The following is a 15,438-nucleotide window of genomic DNA, read 5'->3' as shown; positions in this document are numbered from 1 at the left end:
GCAGAGGAACCCGAATTGTTCAATCTCGTAGCAAGCAGCACCACGGCGCTGCTCGGCGCCGCCCTGGACGTGACGAGCCTGCGCCAGCAGGCGATCGCGCAGAACATCGCCAACGCCAACACGCCCGGCTACCGCCGGGTCATGGTCGACTTCGACGCCCAGGTCGACGGCCTGCGGCGCCAGGCCGGCGGCGCGCAGCGCACGGCGGGCACCTTGATGCGCCCGCACATCGTGCCGGCGGCCGATGCGGCGCAGGCGAACGACGTCTCGCTCGACCTCGAGGTGGCTGACCTGTCCGATACGGTCCTGCGCCACCAGGCCCTGCTGAAGGTCGTGAGCCGCGAATACGCGATCATCGGCACGGCGATCACGGAAGGGAAGCGTTGATGGCCTACGAAAACGCATTCCAGATCAGCGCCGCCGGCTTGGCCGTCGAGAAGCTGCGCGTCGATACCGCCGCCGCCAACATCGCCCACATGCACAGCGCCGCGCCGAACGCCGCGCAGCTGTACCGGCCGCTCAAGGTGGTGGCCGACCAGGCGCTGGCGTTTTCGCGCCAGTTCGACGGCTTGTACCGCCAGCGCGGCGCCGCGGCCCAGGTGGTGGAGCAGGACGCCGCGCCGCGCCTGGCCTACGAGCCGGGCCACCCGTACGCCAACGACAAGGGCTTCGTCGCCTATCCCGGCATCGACCAGACCCAGGAAATGCTGACCTTGACCACTGCGCTGCGCGCCTACGAAGCCAACGTGGTGGCGATGAGTGCCGCCAAGACCATGGCGGCGCGCGCCCTGGAAATCGGAGGCCAGCAATGAGCATCGATCCGATCGCGCTGCTGGCGCAGGCGGCGCCCGCCCAATTCACCGGCGACGGCATGCGCGCGGCGGCGCCGGCGCAACCCTTCGGCGCCTGGTTCGAACGCGAACTGGGAGAGGTCAACCGCGCCCTGGGCGTGGCCGACCGCGACGCGCGCCTGCTGGCCGCCGGCCAGCCGGTGGCGCTGCACGAGGTGATGATGCACGTGGAAGAGGCCAAGCTTTCTTTCCAGTTGCTGGCGCAGGTCAGGAACAAGGTCCTGGAGGGATACCAGGAAGTGATGCGGATGCAGGTGTAGGGGATACGGCGTGAGTTTCTTATCGACTATCTGGCGTGGCCAGGGAACGGGCGGGCGCGCCGGCATCGTGGCGGGCATGGTCTTCATCGTCGCCGCCGTGGCGGGGTTGGCGGTGTGGAGCCTGACCGCCAGTTACCAGGTGCTGTTTTCCGACCTCGGCCAGCGCGACGCCGCCGCCATGACGGCGGAACTGGACAAGCTGAAAGTGCCGTATCGCCTCGAAGGCGACGGCAACACCATCCTGGTGCCGGCCGAGCAGGTGCACAAGACCCGCCTGAAGCTGATGGCGGGCGAATTGCCGCTGCACGGCGGCGTCGGCTTCGAAGTCTTCAACAATGCCGACTTCGGCATGACCGAATTCGTCCAGAAGGTCAACTACCAGCGTGCGGTGCAAGGGGAGCTGACCAGGACCATCCAGGCCATCGAGAACGTGCAGTCGGCACGCGTCCATCTGGCGATCCCGGAACAGGGATTGTTCAAGAAGACGGTGAATCATCCCAAGGCGTCGGTGACGATCGCCATGAAGCGCGATACCGCGCTGTCGCACGAGCAGACGGTCGGCATCGCGCGCCTGGCGGCGGCGGCGGTGCCGGAGATGCAGACCGGCGACGTCACCATCGTCGACCAGCACGGCAACGCGCTTACCGGCGCCGCCGGCGAAGCCGACCTGCAGGGCGGCGCCCAGCTCGACAGCAAGCGCAGCACCGAGGAATACCTGGCCCGCAAGGCCGCGCGCGTCCTGGACAGCACCTTCGGCCCCGGCCAGGCGGTGGCCAGCGTCGACGTCGTGCTCAATCTGGACCAGAGCAAGGTCACCACCGAGGAAGTGCTGCCGGCGCGCGGCGCGGCCACCGGGCTGGCAGTGCGCCAGCGTGTCGTCAACCGCGACCCGGACGCCGACGGCGTGCAGGGCGCGCGCCCGGACGACGTCAAGCGCAGTACCGAAACCGAATACCAGGCCGGCCGTCGCGTCGAGCAGGTATCGGTGGCCGCCGGCGCCATCCGCCGCATGACCGTGGCGGTGATGGTGCAGCCGGCCCTGCACGAGATCCAGCGCGAACAGTTGAAGGAAGTCGTGGCGATGGCGGTCGGACTGAATCCGGACCGCGGCGACGCCATCGTGCTGTATTCGGCGGATCGTATCGCGCCGATCATGCCGCACACCGACGTCACGCCCCCGCAGGCGCCGGCTGCGCCGGACACGGCGCAAGCCCTGCCGCAGGCGCGGCGCGGCGAAGGGTTCGACACCGGCCTGGCCGTGCGTTTGCTGCTGGCCGCGTTCCTGGTGATCGCGGCAGCGCTGCTGCTGTACCGCCGGCGCCGCACCGCGCGCGCGCGCCAGCCGGGCCGCCTGAGCGCCAGCGAGCGCGAAGCCCTGCTGCGCGACGTGCGCGGCTGGATCGGCAACACGGACGGTGCGGCGGCGCTCGACCGGAGCAAGCCATGAGTACCGGACACCGCCAGGCAGCCGCGGCCTTGTACGGCCACGGCGATGCCGACCGCGAGGCGGTGCTCGGCGCGCTGCCCGAGGCCGACCGCGCCGTGCTGCGTCGGCACCTGGCCGAGATGGCCGCGCTGGGGTTCGAGCGGGTGCCGCTCGACCGCGCCGCCCTCGACCCGGCCGTGGCCGACGATGCGGATGCGCAGGCGCCGGACGGCGCCGCGCGACGCGTCCTGCAGTCAGCGTCCGCGCACCAGCTGTTCGGTGTGCTGGCCGCCGAACCGGCCGGCCTGGCGGCGTTGTTCCTCGAGTGCGGTCCGTGGCCGGCCGAACGCGCGCTGGTCGCCATGTTCGAACCGGAACGGCGCGCCCGCATCGACGCCGTGCGCAAGGCCGGCATGACGGCGGCGCCGGCCTTGCGGGCGGCGTTGCTCGATGCCCTGGCGGCGGACCTCCCCGCCGCCGTCCCGCAGGCGCGCGCCGCGCGCCGCGGCCTGGCACTGCTGACGGGATGGATGCCATGGGCGAAGTGATTTTCAAGCCCGAGATTTCCGGCGCCCCGCGCCAGCTGGCACGGCCGGGTGCGCCGTCGGCCCGCGACATGCTGCAGGAGCCGAGCGCCGAACAGCGCCTGCGCGACGAGAACACGGCCTTGCGCATCGCCCTGCAGGACGTGCAGAACGACCTGGACGCAGCACGTTCGGCTGCCGCGGCGGATCTGGCGCGCGTGCGCGAGGCCGTCGCACGGGAACAGGCCGCGTCGCATGCGCAGGCCGCGCGCGCCGGACTCGACGAAGGGCGGCGCCAGGGACTGGCCGAAGGCCGCCGCGCCGCCGACGAGGCGGCCGCCGCCAGGCTGGCGGAGATCGACAAGCTGATGCGCAGCCTGGCCGACGCCCGCCGCCGGGTGCTGGCGGAGGCCGAGGCGATGGTGGTGGAATCGATTTTCGCCGGCGTGTGCCGCGTGATCGGCGCGCATGCGCTCGACCCGCGGGTGCTGCGCGCCTCGATCGCGGCGGCGCGCGCGGCCTACGGTACGGCCGACGGCGTGAGCGTCGGCATCCATCCGGCCGACCACCGCCTGCTGGGCGAAACCGCCGCGCCGGAATGGCTGGCGCGCGCCGGGCTGGTCGCCGACGAAGGGGTCGGACGCGGCGGCTGCATCGTGCGCGGACCGGAAGGCGAACTCGATGCGCGCCTGGAAACGCAGGCCGGCCTGTTGCAGGCGGCGCTGCTGGCGGCCCATGGCGGCGGCGAGGAACGCGCCGATGCGTGACTATGTCCAGGCGATCCAGGCCGCCGAAATGACCCGCCGTACCGGGCGCGTGGTGGCCGTGGCCGGCGACATGCTGGAAGCGGCCGGGCCGCGCGCGGCGGTCGGCGAAGTCTGCGATCTCGAGATCGACGGGCGCACGACGGTGCCGTGCGAGGTGGTCGGCATCCGTCCGGGCCGCACCATCCTGATGCCGCAGCGCGCGCTGCGCGGCGTGCAGGCCGGCTGCCTGGTGCGCGCCACCGGCCGCCATGCCGGGGTGATGGTGGGCGACGCCCTGCTCGGACGCGTGATCGATGCCTTCGGCGCGCCGCTGGACGGACGGCCGGCGCCGGCCGGACTGGCGGCGCGGCCCTTGAACGCGCCCGCGCTCAATCCGCTGGCGCGCCCCGCCATCGACGCCATCCTGGAAACCGGCGTGCGCGCCATCGACGCCATGCTGCCGCTCGGACGCGGCCAGCGCATCGGCATCTTCGCCGGCAGCGGGGTCGGCAAGAGCACGCTGCTGGGCATGATGGCGCGCCACGTCGAGGCCGACGTCAACGTCATCGCCCTGATCGGCGAGCGCGGCAGGGAAGTGCGCGAGTTCATCGAGCACCAGCTCGGCGAGGAAGGCCTGGCGCGCAGCGTGATGGTGGTGGCCACCGCCGACCAGTCGCCGCTGGCGCGCACGCGCGCGGCCTATACGGCGACGGTCATCGCCGAGCATTTCCGCGCCCAGCGCCGCGACGTGCTGCTGATGATGGATTCGCTGACGCGCCTGGCGATGGGGCGCCGGGAAATCGGGCTGGCCGCCGGCGAACCGCCGACCGCGCGCGGCTATACGCCCTCCATCTTCAGCGAGATCCCGGCGCTGTGCGAACGCTGCGGCACCGCCGGCGGCGGCGGTTCGATCACCGCGCTGTACACGGTGCTGGTCGACGGCGACGACTTCAACGAGCCGATCTCGGATACCGTGCGCGCCACGCTCGACGGCCACATCATGCTGTCGCGCGACCTGGCGCAGGAAGGACATTTCCCGGCGATCGACATCCTGCAGAGCACCAGCCGGCTGGCGGGACAGCTCGCGACCAAGGACGAGCGCCAGCTGATGCGGCGCGTGCTGGAACTGCTGGCGACTTACCAGCGCAACCGCCAGATGGTCGACATGGGCGCGTATCGCGCCGGCGCCAGCGCCGCGATCGACCAGGCGCTGGCCTGCCATCCGGGCTTGACCGCGGTGCTGCGCCAGCAGCTCGACGAGCCGACCGCGCGCGCGGAGGCCGTGAAACGCCTGGCAGCCGTGCTGCAGGAGCAGGGCGCATGACGGCGCGCCGTTTCCGCTACGGCCTCGAAGCCATCCTGGCGACCAGGCGCTGGGAGGCCGATGCGGTCCAGCGCGAGCTCGGCGACGCCAACCTGGCGCTGGCGCGCCAGCAGGAGGAGGTGGACGCGCTGCGCCGGCAACTGGCGCACACGGCGTCTGCCGCCGCGCTCGGCGCGAGCGAGTTCGCCAACCGCCGCCGCCACCTGCTGGCCACGGCGGCGGACGTCACCGTGTCGCAGGGGCGGTTGCGCGGCCTCGAACGGGATCGGGATGCCGTGGCCGAGCGTGCCGTCGCGGCGGCGGGCGCGGTGAAGGCATTCGAAAAGGACCGCCGTGCGGCGCGGCTGCGCCACGGCGCCGCGCTGGACGTGCTGGCGGCCAAGGACGCCGACGACCATTGGCTGATGCACAAGGCAAGGGAGCGTAACGATGGAAATTAAGCCAGGCATGACGCCGGAACGCGCGGACCCGTTTTCCGCGCGCGCCAGCCGGCAGGCGCCGGAAGCGCGGCAATCGAAATGGCTGCAGGAGCTCGAGCGCGAGCTGCTGGAAAGCGGCCGCCAGCGGCCGCAGCCCGTCGCGGCCGTGAATGGCGCGCCGGCGCCGGAGGCCGCGCAGCCGGCCGCGGCGGCCGCGGGTGCAGCGGCCGCGGGTGCAGCGGCGGCAAGTGCGGCGCCGCGGGCGGGCGTGCGCATGCAGCCCGGCGCGGCGCATGCCGCCGCGGCGCCGGCGCCGGCGCAGGAGATGCAGGCGCGCGCGGCGCAGGATGGCGGCATGCACGACGCCGCGCCGGCGGCTGCCGAAGCCGCGTTCGCGGCGCCGCGAAGCGCGGTCGCGGCCGCCGCGGATGCCGCCGTGCCCGCGCAACAAGCGGCCGGCCTGTCCGCTGCAGCGATGGCCGCGCTGCCGGCCGCGCGCGGCGCATTCCACGCCGCCTCCGCGTCCGCTGTGCCGGTAGCGCCGGACAACGCCTCCACGATCGCGGTCGCGAGCGCATCGCCCCGCTTCGCGGCGGCGCCATGGCAGACGGCGGCGGCGCTCCCCGAGGCGCAGGCCGAGGCCGGCGAGCCGGCCGAGGAAGCACCGCCCGCGGCGCCGGCGCAGGCGGCTGGCGAGGAATGGACGGAACAGCGCCTGCACCTGTATCGCGACGGCGACCGGGTGCAGGCCTGGATCCGCGACGCGCGCCTGGACGCGGGACAAGCGCGTTCGGTGCGCGCCGCACTCTCGACCGAACTGGCCCAGGCCGGCCAGGCGCTGGTGTCGTTCAGCGTCAACGGCCAGCGTATCGCCGCTCCGTACGGCGCGGTACGAGCCGATGCGGCGCCGGCGGCGCCCGCGCGTACGGAACAGGGGGCCGGCGGCGCCCGTCAAGGCAGACAACCAGGGAGAAAAGCATGACCATCACCAGTACCGCGCCGGTGGGCGGCGGCGCCGCGGCCCAGGCCGGCAACATCGGCATCCAGGATTTTCTCAAGATCCTGACCTCGCAACTGAACAACCAGGATCCGCTCAAGCCGATCGACAACCAGGACTTCGTCGCCCAGATCGCCCAGTTCGCCTCGCTCGAACAGAGCCGGCAACTCAACGAGAAGCTCGATTCCCTGCTGACGGCGCAATCGTCGATGCAGTCGATCGGCCTGCTGGGCAAGACCATCGACATCGACAAGAACGGCAACACGCTCACCGGCAAGGTCAGTGCGCTGGACCTGTCGTCCGGCCAGCCCCTGCTGACGATCACCACCTCGAGCGGCCAGTTCGAGAGCGGCATCTCGCTTGCGCAAGTCATCACCATCCGATAGGAAGCGTCATGTTCGATACCATCTATGTCGGCACTTCGGGCCTGCTGACCCATGCCAAGGGACTGCGCGTGGTCGGCGACAACCTGGCCAACGTCAACACGCCCGGTTTCAAGAGCGCCCAGCTGCAGTTCTCGGACCTGTTCGAGCAGGGCTCCGGGCTGTACTCGCAAAAGCAGGAAAACCACGGCGCCACCGGCACCGGCGTGACCTCGCTCGGCAGCCGCATCAATTTCAGCGCCGGCCTCGACCAGACCACCGGCAACGCGCTCGACCTGAGCATCCAGGGCAACGGCTTCTACGTGATCAAGCGCGGCGACGCGTTGCTGTACACCCGTTCGGGCGATTTCCGCTTCGACGCCGACGGCATCCTGGTCAACTCGGCGGGCGACCACGTGCTCGGCATGGACGCCTCCGGCAAGCTGGCCGACATCTCGCTGGCCGGCTACGAGCGCAGCGCGCCGGTCGCGACCACCACCGTCAAGTTCAGCGGCAACCTGACCGCGCCCACCGCCACCGCCACCACGACGGATGCCGGCACCGCGACCGCCACGGTCATCGACGCGGGCGGCGCTTCGCATACGCTCAACCTCGCCTTCAAGAGCAGCGCCACGGGCAGCTATACCGTCACCGTGACCGACGGCACCACGGCGGTCGGCAGCGGCACCATCAAGTTCGCCGCCGGCGCGCCGGTGGCCGGATCGGATTCGATCACCGTCAACTATGCGCCGGCCGATACCACGCCGTTCGACGTCAAGCTGGACTTTTCCGGCAACGTCACGTCGCTGGCCAGCAGTACGCTGCTGACTGCTGCGCAGGACGGGTACGTCCCCGGCACGCGCAAGGACCAGTCGATCGAGGCCGACGGCACGGTCAAGATCTTTTATTCGAACGGCAAGGATGCCAAGGGCCAGCGCCTGGTGCTGGCCAACTTCGGATCGGAAGACGACCTGGAGCAGGTCGGCGGCAGCGCCTTCCGCCTGCGCGGGGAGGACGGCGTGTTCTACGGCTATGCCGGCGACGGCTCGTTCGGCTCGCTGCTGGCAGGCCACCGCGAGGGGTCGAACGTCGACCTGGCGTCCGAATTCAGCAACCTGATCCTCATGCAGCGCGGCTACCAGGCGTCGTCCCACGTGATCAGCACCGCCAACGACATGATCCAGCAGTTGTTCGACATGAAAGGCAACCGCTGATCGTGACGCACGTACTGAGCTTGATCGGCAGCGGCCGCCTGGCGCTCTTGGAGCGCGCCGTCGCGGCGGCGCTGCAGCCCTGGCGCGACGCCTGGGGCATTCCCGTGGATGCGGTCGGCGTCGCCGTGCGGCGCGCCGGCCAGGTGGAGCCGGCTGCGGCGGCGGCGCAACGGGCGGCCGCGGCGGCGGCATGGCGCGGCGCGCTGCGCGACTGCCTGTTTCCGGACGGCGGCGCGGGACTGTACGCGTCCCCGCCGCTGCTGGCGCCGCGCCTGGCCGGGCAGGCGGACGAAGCGCTGGGCGCATTGATGGCGCAACTGGCACAAGCGGCCGGGAACGCGGCGGCGCCGGCCGCGGTCGAGATCGACCTGGGCATCGGCGCCGGCGCCCGCCGCTTCGCCCTGCCGCGCACGGCGGTCGATGCGCTGGCGCCGAAGCCGGCCGCGCAGGGGACGGCACTGGAAGCGGTGGACCTGGGCGGCGTGACGGCGGCGGCGGAAGTGATCCTGGAAGTCGACGCCGGCGCGACCGAGGTGCCGCTGGGGGCGCTGGCAGCGCTGCGCCCCGGCGACGTGCTGCGGCTCGACAGCCGCCTGGACCAGGCCTTGACCGTGCGCGTACGCGGCGGCGCGGCGATCGCGCTGGGCTATCTGGGACGCAGCGGCGATTACGCCGCGGTGGAAATCGTGAAATCATCAACAGGAGCGGCAACATCGTGAGCAGTTCAAACAGCAAGAACATCGAACACCAGGGCGCCACGGCGCAAGTGCTCAGTCTCGGGGAACTGCCGCAGCGGCAGACCGGGCAGGCGGTGGCCGCGGGCGCCATGGGCGTGTTCGAAGGCGTGCCGGTATCGGTCAACGTGGTGGTCGGCACGGCGCGCAGCACCATCGGCGAGGTGATGGCGCTGCGCGAGCATGCGGTGCTCAAGCTCGACCGCCAGGTCGACCTGCCGGTCGACGTCGTGTTGAACGGCAAGGTCATCGCGCGCGGCGAGCTGCTCGCCGTCGACGACAATTTCGGCGTGCGCATCACTGAAGTCGCCAGCCTGGGCGCCAGCCTGTGAAGTGGTGCAAGGTCATGGCCGTGGCGGCCTCGCTGCACCTGTTGCCGGCGATGGCGCAAACCCAGCCGGCCCCCGCGGCGCGGCCGGGCGCGCCGTCCGCCATTCCGTTCAAGCGCGACAACGCCGGCATGGGCGCGGCGCCCTCCGCCGGTGCGGTGGGCGCTCTGCTGGCGCTGCTGGTCGCCGGCGGCGCCGGCGTCGCCTGGCTGCGCAAGCAGCTGAAGATCGGCGGACGCGCCGGCCGTCCGGGACTGGTCACGGTGCTCGAATCGCGCCGGCTCGGACCGAAGGCCTTGCTGTCGGTGGTCGAGTTCGGCGGACAGCGCTACCTGCTGTCGCAATCCGATGCCGGCGTGCAGTGCGTGGCCAGCGTGGCGGCACCCCAGGCGCAGGAGGACGCGTGATGGCGCCGCGTTCCGCACCGGCGCGCCGCGGCCGCTGGGCGCTGCTGGCCGCCGGCCTGCTGTTCGCCGGCGGCGCCGCGGCGGCGCCGGCGACGCTGCTGCCGGGCGTGCAGGTCGACCTGGCCGGCAACATCCCGGCGGGCGAACTGGCGGCGCCGCTACGCATCCTGTTCGCGCTGACGGTGCTCAGCCTGGCGCCGGCGATCCTGATGTCGATGACCTCGTTCATCCGGATCGTGGTCGTGCTGTCGATGCTGCGCCACGCGCTGGGCATGCAGGAGACGCCGCCGAACACCGTCATCGTCAGCCTGTCGCTGTTCCTGACCTTCTTCACGATGGCGCCGGTGCTGCAGCAGGCCAATTCGCAGGCGCTGCAGCCGTACATGGCCGGCCGCATCCAGTCGGCAGAGGCGTTCACCCGGGCGGCGGCGCCACTGCGCGACTTCATGGTGCGCCAGACGCGCGAGCAAGACCTGGCGCTGATGGTGGAACTGGCCAAGGCCGAGCGTCCGGAAACCATCGACCAGATCGGCATGCTGCAGTTGATCCCGGCCTTCATGCTGTCCGAGCTGCGCTCGGGCTTCCAGATCGGCTTCGTGATCTTCCTGCCGTTCCTGCTGGTCGACCTGATCGTCTCCAGCGCGTTGATGTCGCTGGGGATGATGATGGTGCCGCCGGCATCGATTTCGCTGCCGATCAAGATCCTGCTGTTCGTGCTGATGGACGGCTGGAACCTGGTGGTGCGGGCCTTGCTGGGCACCTTCGCTTGACATGGACCGCCTCGAACAGTCGTTGTCGCCGGCCGATGCGCAGCTGCAGGCGCTGTGGCTGGAGGCGCGCGGCGGCAATGCCGGCGCGCGCGAACGATTGATCGAGCGCTACCAGGGATTCGCGCGCATCATGGCGGCCAAGTCGTTCGCCAGGCGCGTCAACGACGAGAGCGAGTTCGACGACTATTTGCAGTACGCGCGCATCGGCCTGATCGAGTCGGTCGACCGCTTCGATGCCGGCCGCGGGATCAAGTTCGAGACCTTCGCCGCGGTGCGCATCAGCGGCGCCATCCTGAACGGCCTGGCGTCGAGCAGCGAACTGCAGCGCCAGCTGGCGACGCGGCGCAGCATCCTGTCCGAGCGCGTGGCTTCCTTGCGCGACGAGGAGGCCAGGCCGGACGAGGACGTGTTCGCGCAGCTGGCCGACATCGCGGTCGGCATGGCGCTCGGCTTCATGCTGGAAGAGACGGGCATGTACCGCGACGGCGAGCGCACCGGCATGGACGATTGCTACGCCGGGCTGGAGATGCGCCAGTTGCAGGAGCAGGTGCGCAGCGCGCTCAAGGAGTTGCAGGGCAACCGCGCGACGGTGATCGGCTACCATTATCTGCAGCAGATTCCGTTCGAGCAGATCGCCACGATGCTCGGGCTCAGCAAGGGACGTATCGCGCAGCTGCACCGCGAAGCGCTCGGCACGATGCGTGAGCGGTTGCGCGGCACGGCGCTCGATACACGGTTTTGAACAGCGCCGCCGGACGGCGCACGAGAAGAGGGGAAACGACATGAACAACGACCTACTTGGCGGCCTGGACCAGGCCGAACTGCTGGCGCTGGCGCTGGATGCCAGCCAGCGCGACCAGCACGCCGACGCGCTGGCCTGCTACAAGGAACTGGCGGGCCGGACCGGCGCGCCGGCGCAGGCGCACTTCGGCATGGGCGCGATGCTGGCGCAGCTGCGCCTGTACGAGCGCGCGATCGAATCCTACCAGCGCGCGCTGGACGCCGATCCGGCGCTGCATCCGGCGCGGGTCCAGCTGGCGCTGCTGCTGATCGGCCAGGCGCGCACGCAGGAGGCGGCCGAGGCCGTGCAGCCGCTGGCGGCGCTGCCCGACACGGCCTACCGCCACTTCGGCGCCGGCTTGCAGGCCCTGTGCGAGGACCGCCTGGCCGACGCCGCGCGCGAACTGAACGAAGGTATCGCCATCGGCAGCGGCAACCCGCCGCTGGACGGCGACCTGGCCAAGCTGGCCGCGGCGGCCGCCGAAGCGGCGGGCAAGACCCGGGACGATGCGCCGGCGCCGGCGCAGCCCGAGCCCGAGCCGGACCTGGCCGGTTCGCACCTGCTGCTGTCGGCCTATTCGCAATTGACGCGCCATTGATCCGGGGCGTGCGGTGACCCAGTCGATCAACCCGGTGCGCGACCTGGTCGCGGTGATCCAGGGCCGCTTCGCGGCAGGCACGCAGACGCTGCGCCGCGGCAAGCCCGCCGCCGTCAAGGCAGCGGGCGCCGCTGCGGCCCGGCGCGGCCTCGAGGCGGTCATCGAAAAGCGGGTCGCCGCCATCGATCCCGACGAACCGCAGCGTGGGCGCAAGGCATTCCGCGTGTTCCTGGAAGCGGTGCTGCTGTCCCAGTTCGGCGAACGGCTGATCAACGACGGCCGCTTCCAGCAGATGGTGGACGACGTCCAGCGCGCCATGGAAGCGGAACCGGGCTGCGCGCCGCTGGTCGACCGGGCGATCGCCCAACTACTCAATCCGGCCGGCGCCAAGGCCGCCACCAACCAGAAGGACTGACTCTCGATGCAAACCGAAGCAAGCTTGAACCCGGCCGATGCCGCCGCCCGCATGGAACGGCACCTGGCCGCCGATCCCGCCAATACGGCGCTGCGGCTGGCCGCGGTCGATGCCGCCTGCGCCGCCGGCATGCTCGACCGCGCCGCGGCGCTGGTCGAGGACGGGCTGGCGGCAGAGCCGGCACACGCCGGACTGCGCGCCAAGAAGGGAGAAATCTACCTGCGGCGCGGCGCCTGGAGCGAGGCGATGGACCTGTTCGCGGCCCTGCTGGAACAGCATCCCCATCCGGCGCTGGCCTACAACTATGCCTACGCCGCGCTGCGCATCCGGGCCTACGACGCGGCGATCGAGCGCCTGCTGCCATATGCCGAGGCCGACACCGAGGATGCCTCGCCCGAACTGGTCACGCTGCTGCTGAGCGCACTGCATCACGCCCGCCGCCATCCCGAGGCGCTGGCCATCGCGGCGCGCTGCGAGCCGCGCCTGGCGCAGTCCGGCGCCTTCCTGGCGACCTACGGCCTGGTGGCCTACGACGAGGGAGAATCGGCGCTGGCGCAGCGGCTGAACGCCGCCGCCATGCAGGCCGGCGCGGCCAGCCCGGAAGCGATGGTGCTGGGCGGTTCGCTGGCGCTGGAAGCCGGCGACGCCGAGCAGGCCGATCCGATGTTCAGCCGGGCCATCCTGGCCAATCCCGACGACGGCCGCAGCTGGTTCGGACTGGGCATGACCAGCCTGCTGGCGCAGGACTTTCCGCTGGCGCGCCAGCGGCTGGAGCGCGCGGTCGGCCTGATGCCGGAGCACATCGGCAGCTGGCACGGACTGGGTTGGGCCAGATTGTTCGACAACGACGGCGACGGCGCCCAGGCCGCGTTCGAGCACGCGCTCGGCCTCGACCGCAATTTCGGCGAGAGCCACGGCGCCCTCGCGGTGATGGCGGCGCTGCGCGGCGATGCCGCCGCCGCCGACGCCGCCCTCGAACGCGCCGAGCGCCTGGACGCCGGCAACGCCGGTGCGCAGTACGCGCGGCTGCTGCTGGCAGGGAAGGGGCGCGACCCCGAGTTCGTGCGCCGCGCCGCGCGCCGCCTGCTGGTGCGCAGCGGCAGCCCGGCGGCGCAGCGCCTGGGCGGCGACGACAACGGCAACGCCTGACGGGACGGCAACGTCATGGGTTCCGATCTCGCATTGCAACTGATGGCCGACCTGATGTGGAACGCGCTGATCATCGGCGCACCGCTGATGGCGGCCACGCTGGTCGTCGGCGTGCTGGTGAGCGTGGTGCAGGTGGTCACGCAGATCCAGGAAGCCTCGCTCTCCTTCGTCCCCAAATTGATCGTGGCGGGCGCGATCCTGCTCGCCTGCGGTCCCTGGATGCTGCGACGGCTGGTCAACCTGAGCGTCCAGATGATCGCCAACATCCCTTCGTACTTCTGAACCATGCTGCTCCAGATCGATGCCGACCGCCTGATGGCCGTGCTGCTGCTGTCGGTGCGCACTTCCGCCGTGACGCTGCTGACGCCGGTGTTTTCCGGCTTCGGCCGCATGACGACCGTGCGCGTGCTGTTCGCGATCGCCCTGGCGGCGCTGCTGCTGCCGGCGCGGCCGGACGCGTATCCGGCGCTGCCGGCCGACCTGGCCGGCGTCCTGCTGGCGGCGGCGGGCGAACTGCTGGCCGGCGCGCTGATGGCATTCGGGCTGTTCGCGGCGTTCGGCGCCTTCGCCGTCGCCGGCAAGCTGCTCGACGTGCAGAGCGGCCTCGGCCTGGGCAGCGTGTACGACCCGGTCAACCGCGCCGGCGCGCCGCTGTTCGCCACCATCCTCAACCTGGTCGCGCTGGCCGCCTTTTTCGGCATGGACGCGCACCATGCGCTGATGCGCGGCCTGGCGTGGTCGATCGAGCAGGTGCCGCCGGGTTCAGGCTGGCAACCGGCTTCGGTGGAACCGCTGCTGCGCCAGTTCGGATTGATGTTCTCGCTCGGCGTGGCGCTGATCGCGCCCACGCTGCTGTGCCTGCTGATGGTCGAGGTCGCGCTGGCCATGACCTCGCGCGTGCTGCCGCAGATGAACGTGTTCATCATCGCCGCGCCGGCCAAGCTGATCGCGGCGCTGCTGCTGGTGGCGGTCACGGCCGGCACGCTGGAGCCGGTCATGGCGCGCATCTTCGGCACCGTGTTTTCGTTCTGGCAGGAAGCGCTGGCCCATGGCTGAACGCGACGGCGACCCGACCGAGCAGGCGACACCGCATAAACTGCGCGAGGCGCGCAAGAAGGGCAACGTCGCCAAGAGCCAGGACTTCAGTGCCGCGGTGATCCTGGCCACCGCCGCCATGCTGGTGCACGGCGGCGTGGCCGACCGGCTGCGCGAACTGGCGCAGCTGCAGCGCGGCGTGATCGCGCGCGCATCGCAGGACAGCTGGACCGTCGACGCGGTCGCGGCCTGGCTCGACAAGCTGCTGGTGGCCAGCGCCGGCCTGCTGGCGCCGTCGCTGCTGATGATCGTGATCGCGGCCATCTGCGTCAATCTGGCCCAGAGCGGCGTCATCTTCAGCGGCGAACCGCTGAAGCCGGATTTCCAGCGCATCAACCCGGCCGCCGGCTTCAAGCGCATCTGGTCGATGCGCACCCTGTACGAGACGTTCAAGTCGATCGTGAAGGTGGTGCTGCTGGCGCTGGTCACCTGGTCGCTGCTCAAGGGCATGCTGCCGGGACTGGCGGGATTGTCCGGCGCCGACCCCAGGAGCTACCTCGGCATCGCCGCGCGCCTGGCCGGCGGCCTGATGACCAAGCTCGCCGCGCTGCTGTTCGTGATCGGCCTGGCCGACCTGCTGTACGTGCGCTGGGAATACACCAAGCGCATGCGCATGAGCACGCGCGAAGTGAAGGACGAGGCCAAAAACCGCGACGGCGACCCGCGCCTGCGCGCGCGCCGGCGCGAACTGCAGCGCGAAGTCCTGCAGCGCTCGGCGGCGGTGCAGAAGGTGCAGGGCGCCGACGTGCTGCTCACCAATCCGACCCACCTGGCGGTGGCGATCAGCTACCGCCACGGCAGCGGCGGTGCCCCGCAGGTGGTGGCCAAGGGCGCCGGCGAGGTGGCGCAGAACATGAAACTGGTGGCGGCACGCCACCGCGTACCGATCGTGGAAAACCGGCCGCTGGCGCGCGCATTGTTCCGCGAGGTGCGGCAGGAAGACTACGTGCCCGAAAAATTCTACCCGCAGGTGGCCCGGATCATGGTCTGGGTCTATTCGCTGCGCGACGCCCAACGCAGATCAGCAAGGAAGTAAG

At 71.2% G+C, this 15,438-nt stretch carries 22 protein-coding genes; all 22 read left to right on the top strand.

Annotated elements, in window-relative coordinates:
- The first annotated feature begins 15 nt into the window (after positions 1-15).
- From HH212_RS05190 to HH212_RS05085, 22 genes are read left to right on the top strand one after another with little or no spacing between them, the layout of a single operon-like run.
- A complete protein-coding gene (locus HH212_RS05190; protein ID WP_169434385.1) occupies positions 16-387 on the top strand; it encodes a flagellar basal body rod protein FlgB in 372 nt (123 codons plus the stop codon).
- The gene (gene flgC / locus HH212_RS05185) at positions 387-812 is read left to right on the top strand and encodes a flagellar basal body rod protein FlgC (RefSeq protein WP_169434384.1); all 426 of its coding nucleotides are present in this window, start codon (positions 387-389) and stop codon (positions 810-812) included. Before HH212_RS05190 ends, flgC begins: the two co-directional genes overlap by 1 nt.
- Entirely contained in the window at positions 809-1,111 is a 303-nt protein-coding gene (fliE, locus tag HH212_RS05180; RefSeq protein WP_169434383.1) for a flagellar hook-basal body complex protein FliE, read from the top strand. The genes flgC and fliE overlap by 4 nt, the downstream gene beginning before the upstream one ends.
- Before the next feature lie 10 nt (positions 1,112-1,121).
- Complete coding sequence (fliF, locus tag HH212_RS05175; RefSeq protein WP_229217576.1) at positions 1,122-2,558, top strand: flagellar basal-body MS-ring/collar protein FliF; 1,437 nt, start codon at positions 1,122-1,124, stop codon at positions 2,556-2,558.
- Positions 2,555-3,085, top strand: coding sequence for a hypothetical protein (locus HH212_RS05170; RefSeq protein ID WP_169434382.1), 531 nt, complete (start codon positions 2,555-2,557; stop codon positions 3,083-3,085). Before fliF ends, HH212_RS05170 begins: the two co-directional genes overlap by 4 nt.
- Positions 3,073-3,828, top strand: a complete 756-nt coding sequence (locus tag HH212_RS05165) for a FliH/SctL family protein (protein WP_169434381.1) — start codon at positions 3,073-3,075, stop codon at positions 3,826-3,828. The genes HH212_RS05170 and HH212_RS05165 overlap by 13 nt, the downstream gene beginning before the upstream one ends.
- A complete protein-coding gene (locus HH212_RS05160; protein ID WP_169434380.1) occupies positions 3,821-5,131 on the top strand; it encodes a FliI/YscN family ATPase in 1,311 nt (436 codons plus the stop codon). Before HH212_RS05165 ends, HH212_RS05160 begins: the two co-directional genes overlap by 8 nt.
- A complete protein-coding gene (locus HH212_RS05155; RefSeq protein ID WP_169434379.1) occupies positions 5,128-5,571 on the top strand; it encodes a hypothetical protein in 444 nt (147 codons plus the stop codon). The genes HH212_RS05160 and HH212_RS05155 overlap by 4 nt, the downstream gene beginning before the upstream one ends.
- On the top strand, positions 5,561-6,532 hold the full coding sequence (locus tag HH212_RS05150; RefSeq protein WP_169434378.1) for a hypothetical protein: 972 nt from the start codon (positions 5,561-5,563) through the stop codon (positions 6,530-6,532). The genes HH212_RS05155 and HH212_RS05150 overlap by 11 nt, the downstream gene beginning before the upstream one ends.
- Entirely contained in the window at positions 6,529-6,933 is a 405-nt protein-coding gene (locus HH212_RS05145; RefSeq protein WP_169434377.1) for a flagellar hook assembly protein FlgD, read from the top strand. The genes HH212_RS05150 and HH212_RS05145 overlap by 4 nt, the downstream gene beginning before the upstream one ends.
- 8 nt (positions 6,934-6,941) lie before the next feature.
- Complete coding sequence (locus HH212_RS05140) at positions 6,942-8,123, top strand: flagellar hook protein FlgE (RefSeq protein WP_169434376.1); 1,182 nt, start codon at positions 6,942-6,944, stop codon at positions 8,121-8,123.
- Positions 8,124-8,125: 2 nt separating this feature from the next.
- Positions 8,126-8,842 (top strand): FliM/FliN family flagellar motor switch protein, encoded by a 717-nt coding sequence (locus HH212_RS05135; RefSeq protein WP_169434375.1) that lies wholly within the window; start codon positions 8,126-8,128, stop codon positions 8,840-8,842.
- On the top strand, positions 8,839-9,189 hold the full coding sequence (locus tag HH212_RS05130) for a FliM/FliN family flagellar motor switch protein (RefSeq protein ID WP_211172457.1): 351 nt from the start codon (positions 8,839-8,841) through the stop codon (positions 9,187-9,189). The genes HH212_RS05135 and HH212_RS05130 overlap by 4 nt, the downstream gene beginning before the upstream one ends.
- A 14-nt stretch (positions 9,190-9,203) precedes the next feature.
- Positions 9,204-9,593 (top strand): flagellar biosynthetic protein FliO, encoded by a 390-nt coding sequence (locus HH212_RS05125; protein ID WP_169434374.1) that lies wholly within the window; start codon positions 9,204-9,206, stop codon positions 9,591-9,593.
- Positions 9,593-10,363, top strand: a complete 771-nt coding sequence (gene fliP / locus HH212_RS05120) for a flagellar type III secretion system pore protein FliP (RefSeq protein ID WP_169434373.1) — start codon at positions 9,593-9,595, stop codon at positions 10,361-10,363. Before HH212_RS05125 ends, fliP begins: the two co-directional genes overlap by 1 nt.
- Position 10,364: 1 nt before the next feature.
- A complete protein-coding gene (locus tag HH212_RS05115; RefSeq protein ID WP_169434372.1) occupies positions 10,365-11,105 on the top strand; it encodes a sigma-70 family RNA polymerase sigma factor in 741 nt (246 codons plus the stop codon).
- A gap of 40 nt (positions 11,106-11,145) precedes the next feature.
- Positions 11,146-11,742 carry a hypothetical protein gene (locus HH212_RS05110; protein ID WP_169434371.1) on the top strand — a complete coding sequence of 199 codons (597 nt, stop codon included), beginning with the start codon at positions 11,146-11,148 and terminating at the stop codon, positions 11,740-11,742.
- A gap of 13 nt (positions 11,743-11,755) precedes the next feature.
- The gene (locus HH212_RS05105) at positions 11,756-12,157 is read left to right on the top strand and encodes a hypothetical protein (protein WP_169434370.1); all 402 of its coding nucleotides are present in this window, start codon (positions 11,756-11,758) and stop codon (positions 12,155-12,157) included.
- Between the two features lie 6 nt (positions 12,158-12,163).
- Positions 12,164-13,306: a tetratricopeptide repeat protein gene (locus HH212_RS05100; RefSeq protein ID WP_169434369.1), complete on the top strand. Its 1,143-nt coding sequence runs from the start codon at positions 12,164-12,166 to the stop codon at positions 13,304-13,306.
- A 15-nt stretch (positions 13,307-13,321) separates the two neighbouring features.
- The gene (locus HH212_RS05095; RefSeq protein WP_169434368.1) at positions 13,322-13,588 is read left to right on the top strand and encodes a flagellar biosynthetic protein FliQ; all 267 of its coding nucleotides are present in this window, start codon (positions 13,322-13,324) and stop codon (positions 13,586-13,588) included.
- A 3-nt stretch (positions 13,589-13,591) separates the two neighbouring features.
- The gene (locus tag HH212_RS05090) at positions 13,592-14,362 is read left to right on the top strand and encodes a flagellar biosynthetic protein FliR (RefSeq protein ID WP_169434367.1); all 771 of its coding nucleotides are present in this window, start codon (positions 13,592-13,594) and stop codon (positions 14,360-14,362) included.
- Positions 14,355-15,437, top strand: coding sequence for an EscU/YscU/HrcU family type III secretion system export apparatus switch protein (locus HH212_RS05085; protein ID WP_169434366.1), 1,083 nt, complete (start codon positions 14,355-14,357; stop codon positions 15,435-15,437). Before HH212_RS05090 ends, HH212_RS05085 begins: the two co-directional genes overlap by 8 nt.
- Position 15,438 lies beyond the last annotated feature (1 nt).

This window comes from Massilia forsythiae (assembly GCF_012849555.1).
Taxonomy (GTDB): Bacteria; Pseudomonadota; Gammaproteobacteria; order Burkholderiales; family Burkholderiaceae_D; genus Telluria; species Telluria forsythiae.
Note: the sequence above shows the minus strand (reverse complement) of the source record. Positions and strands in the feature narration are given on the sequence as shown.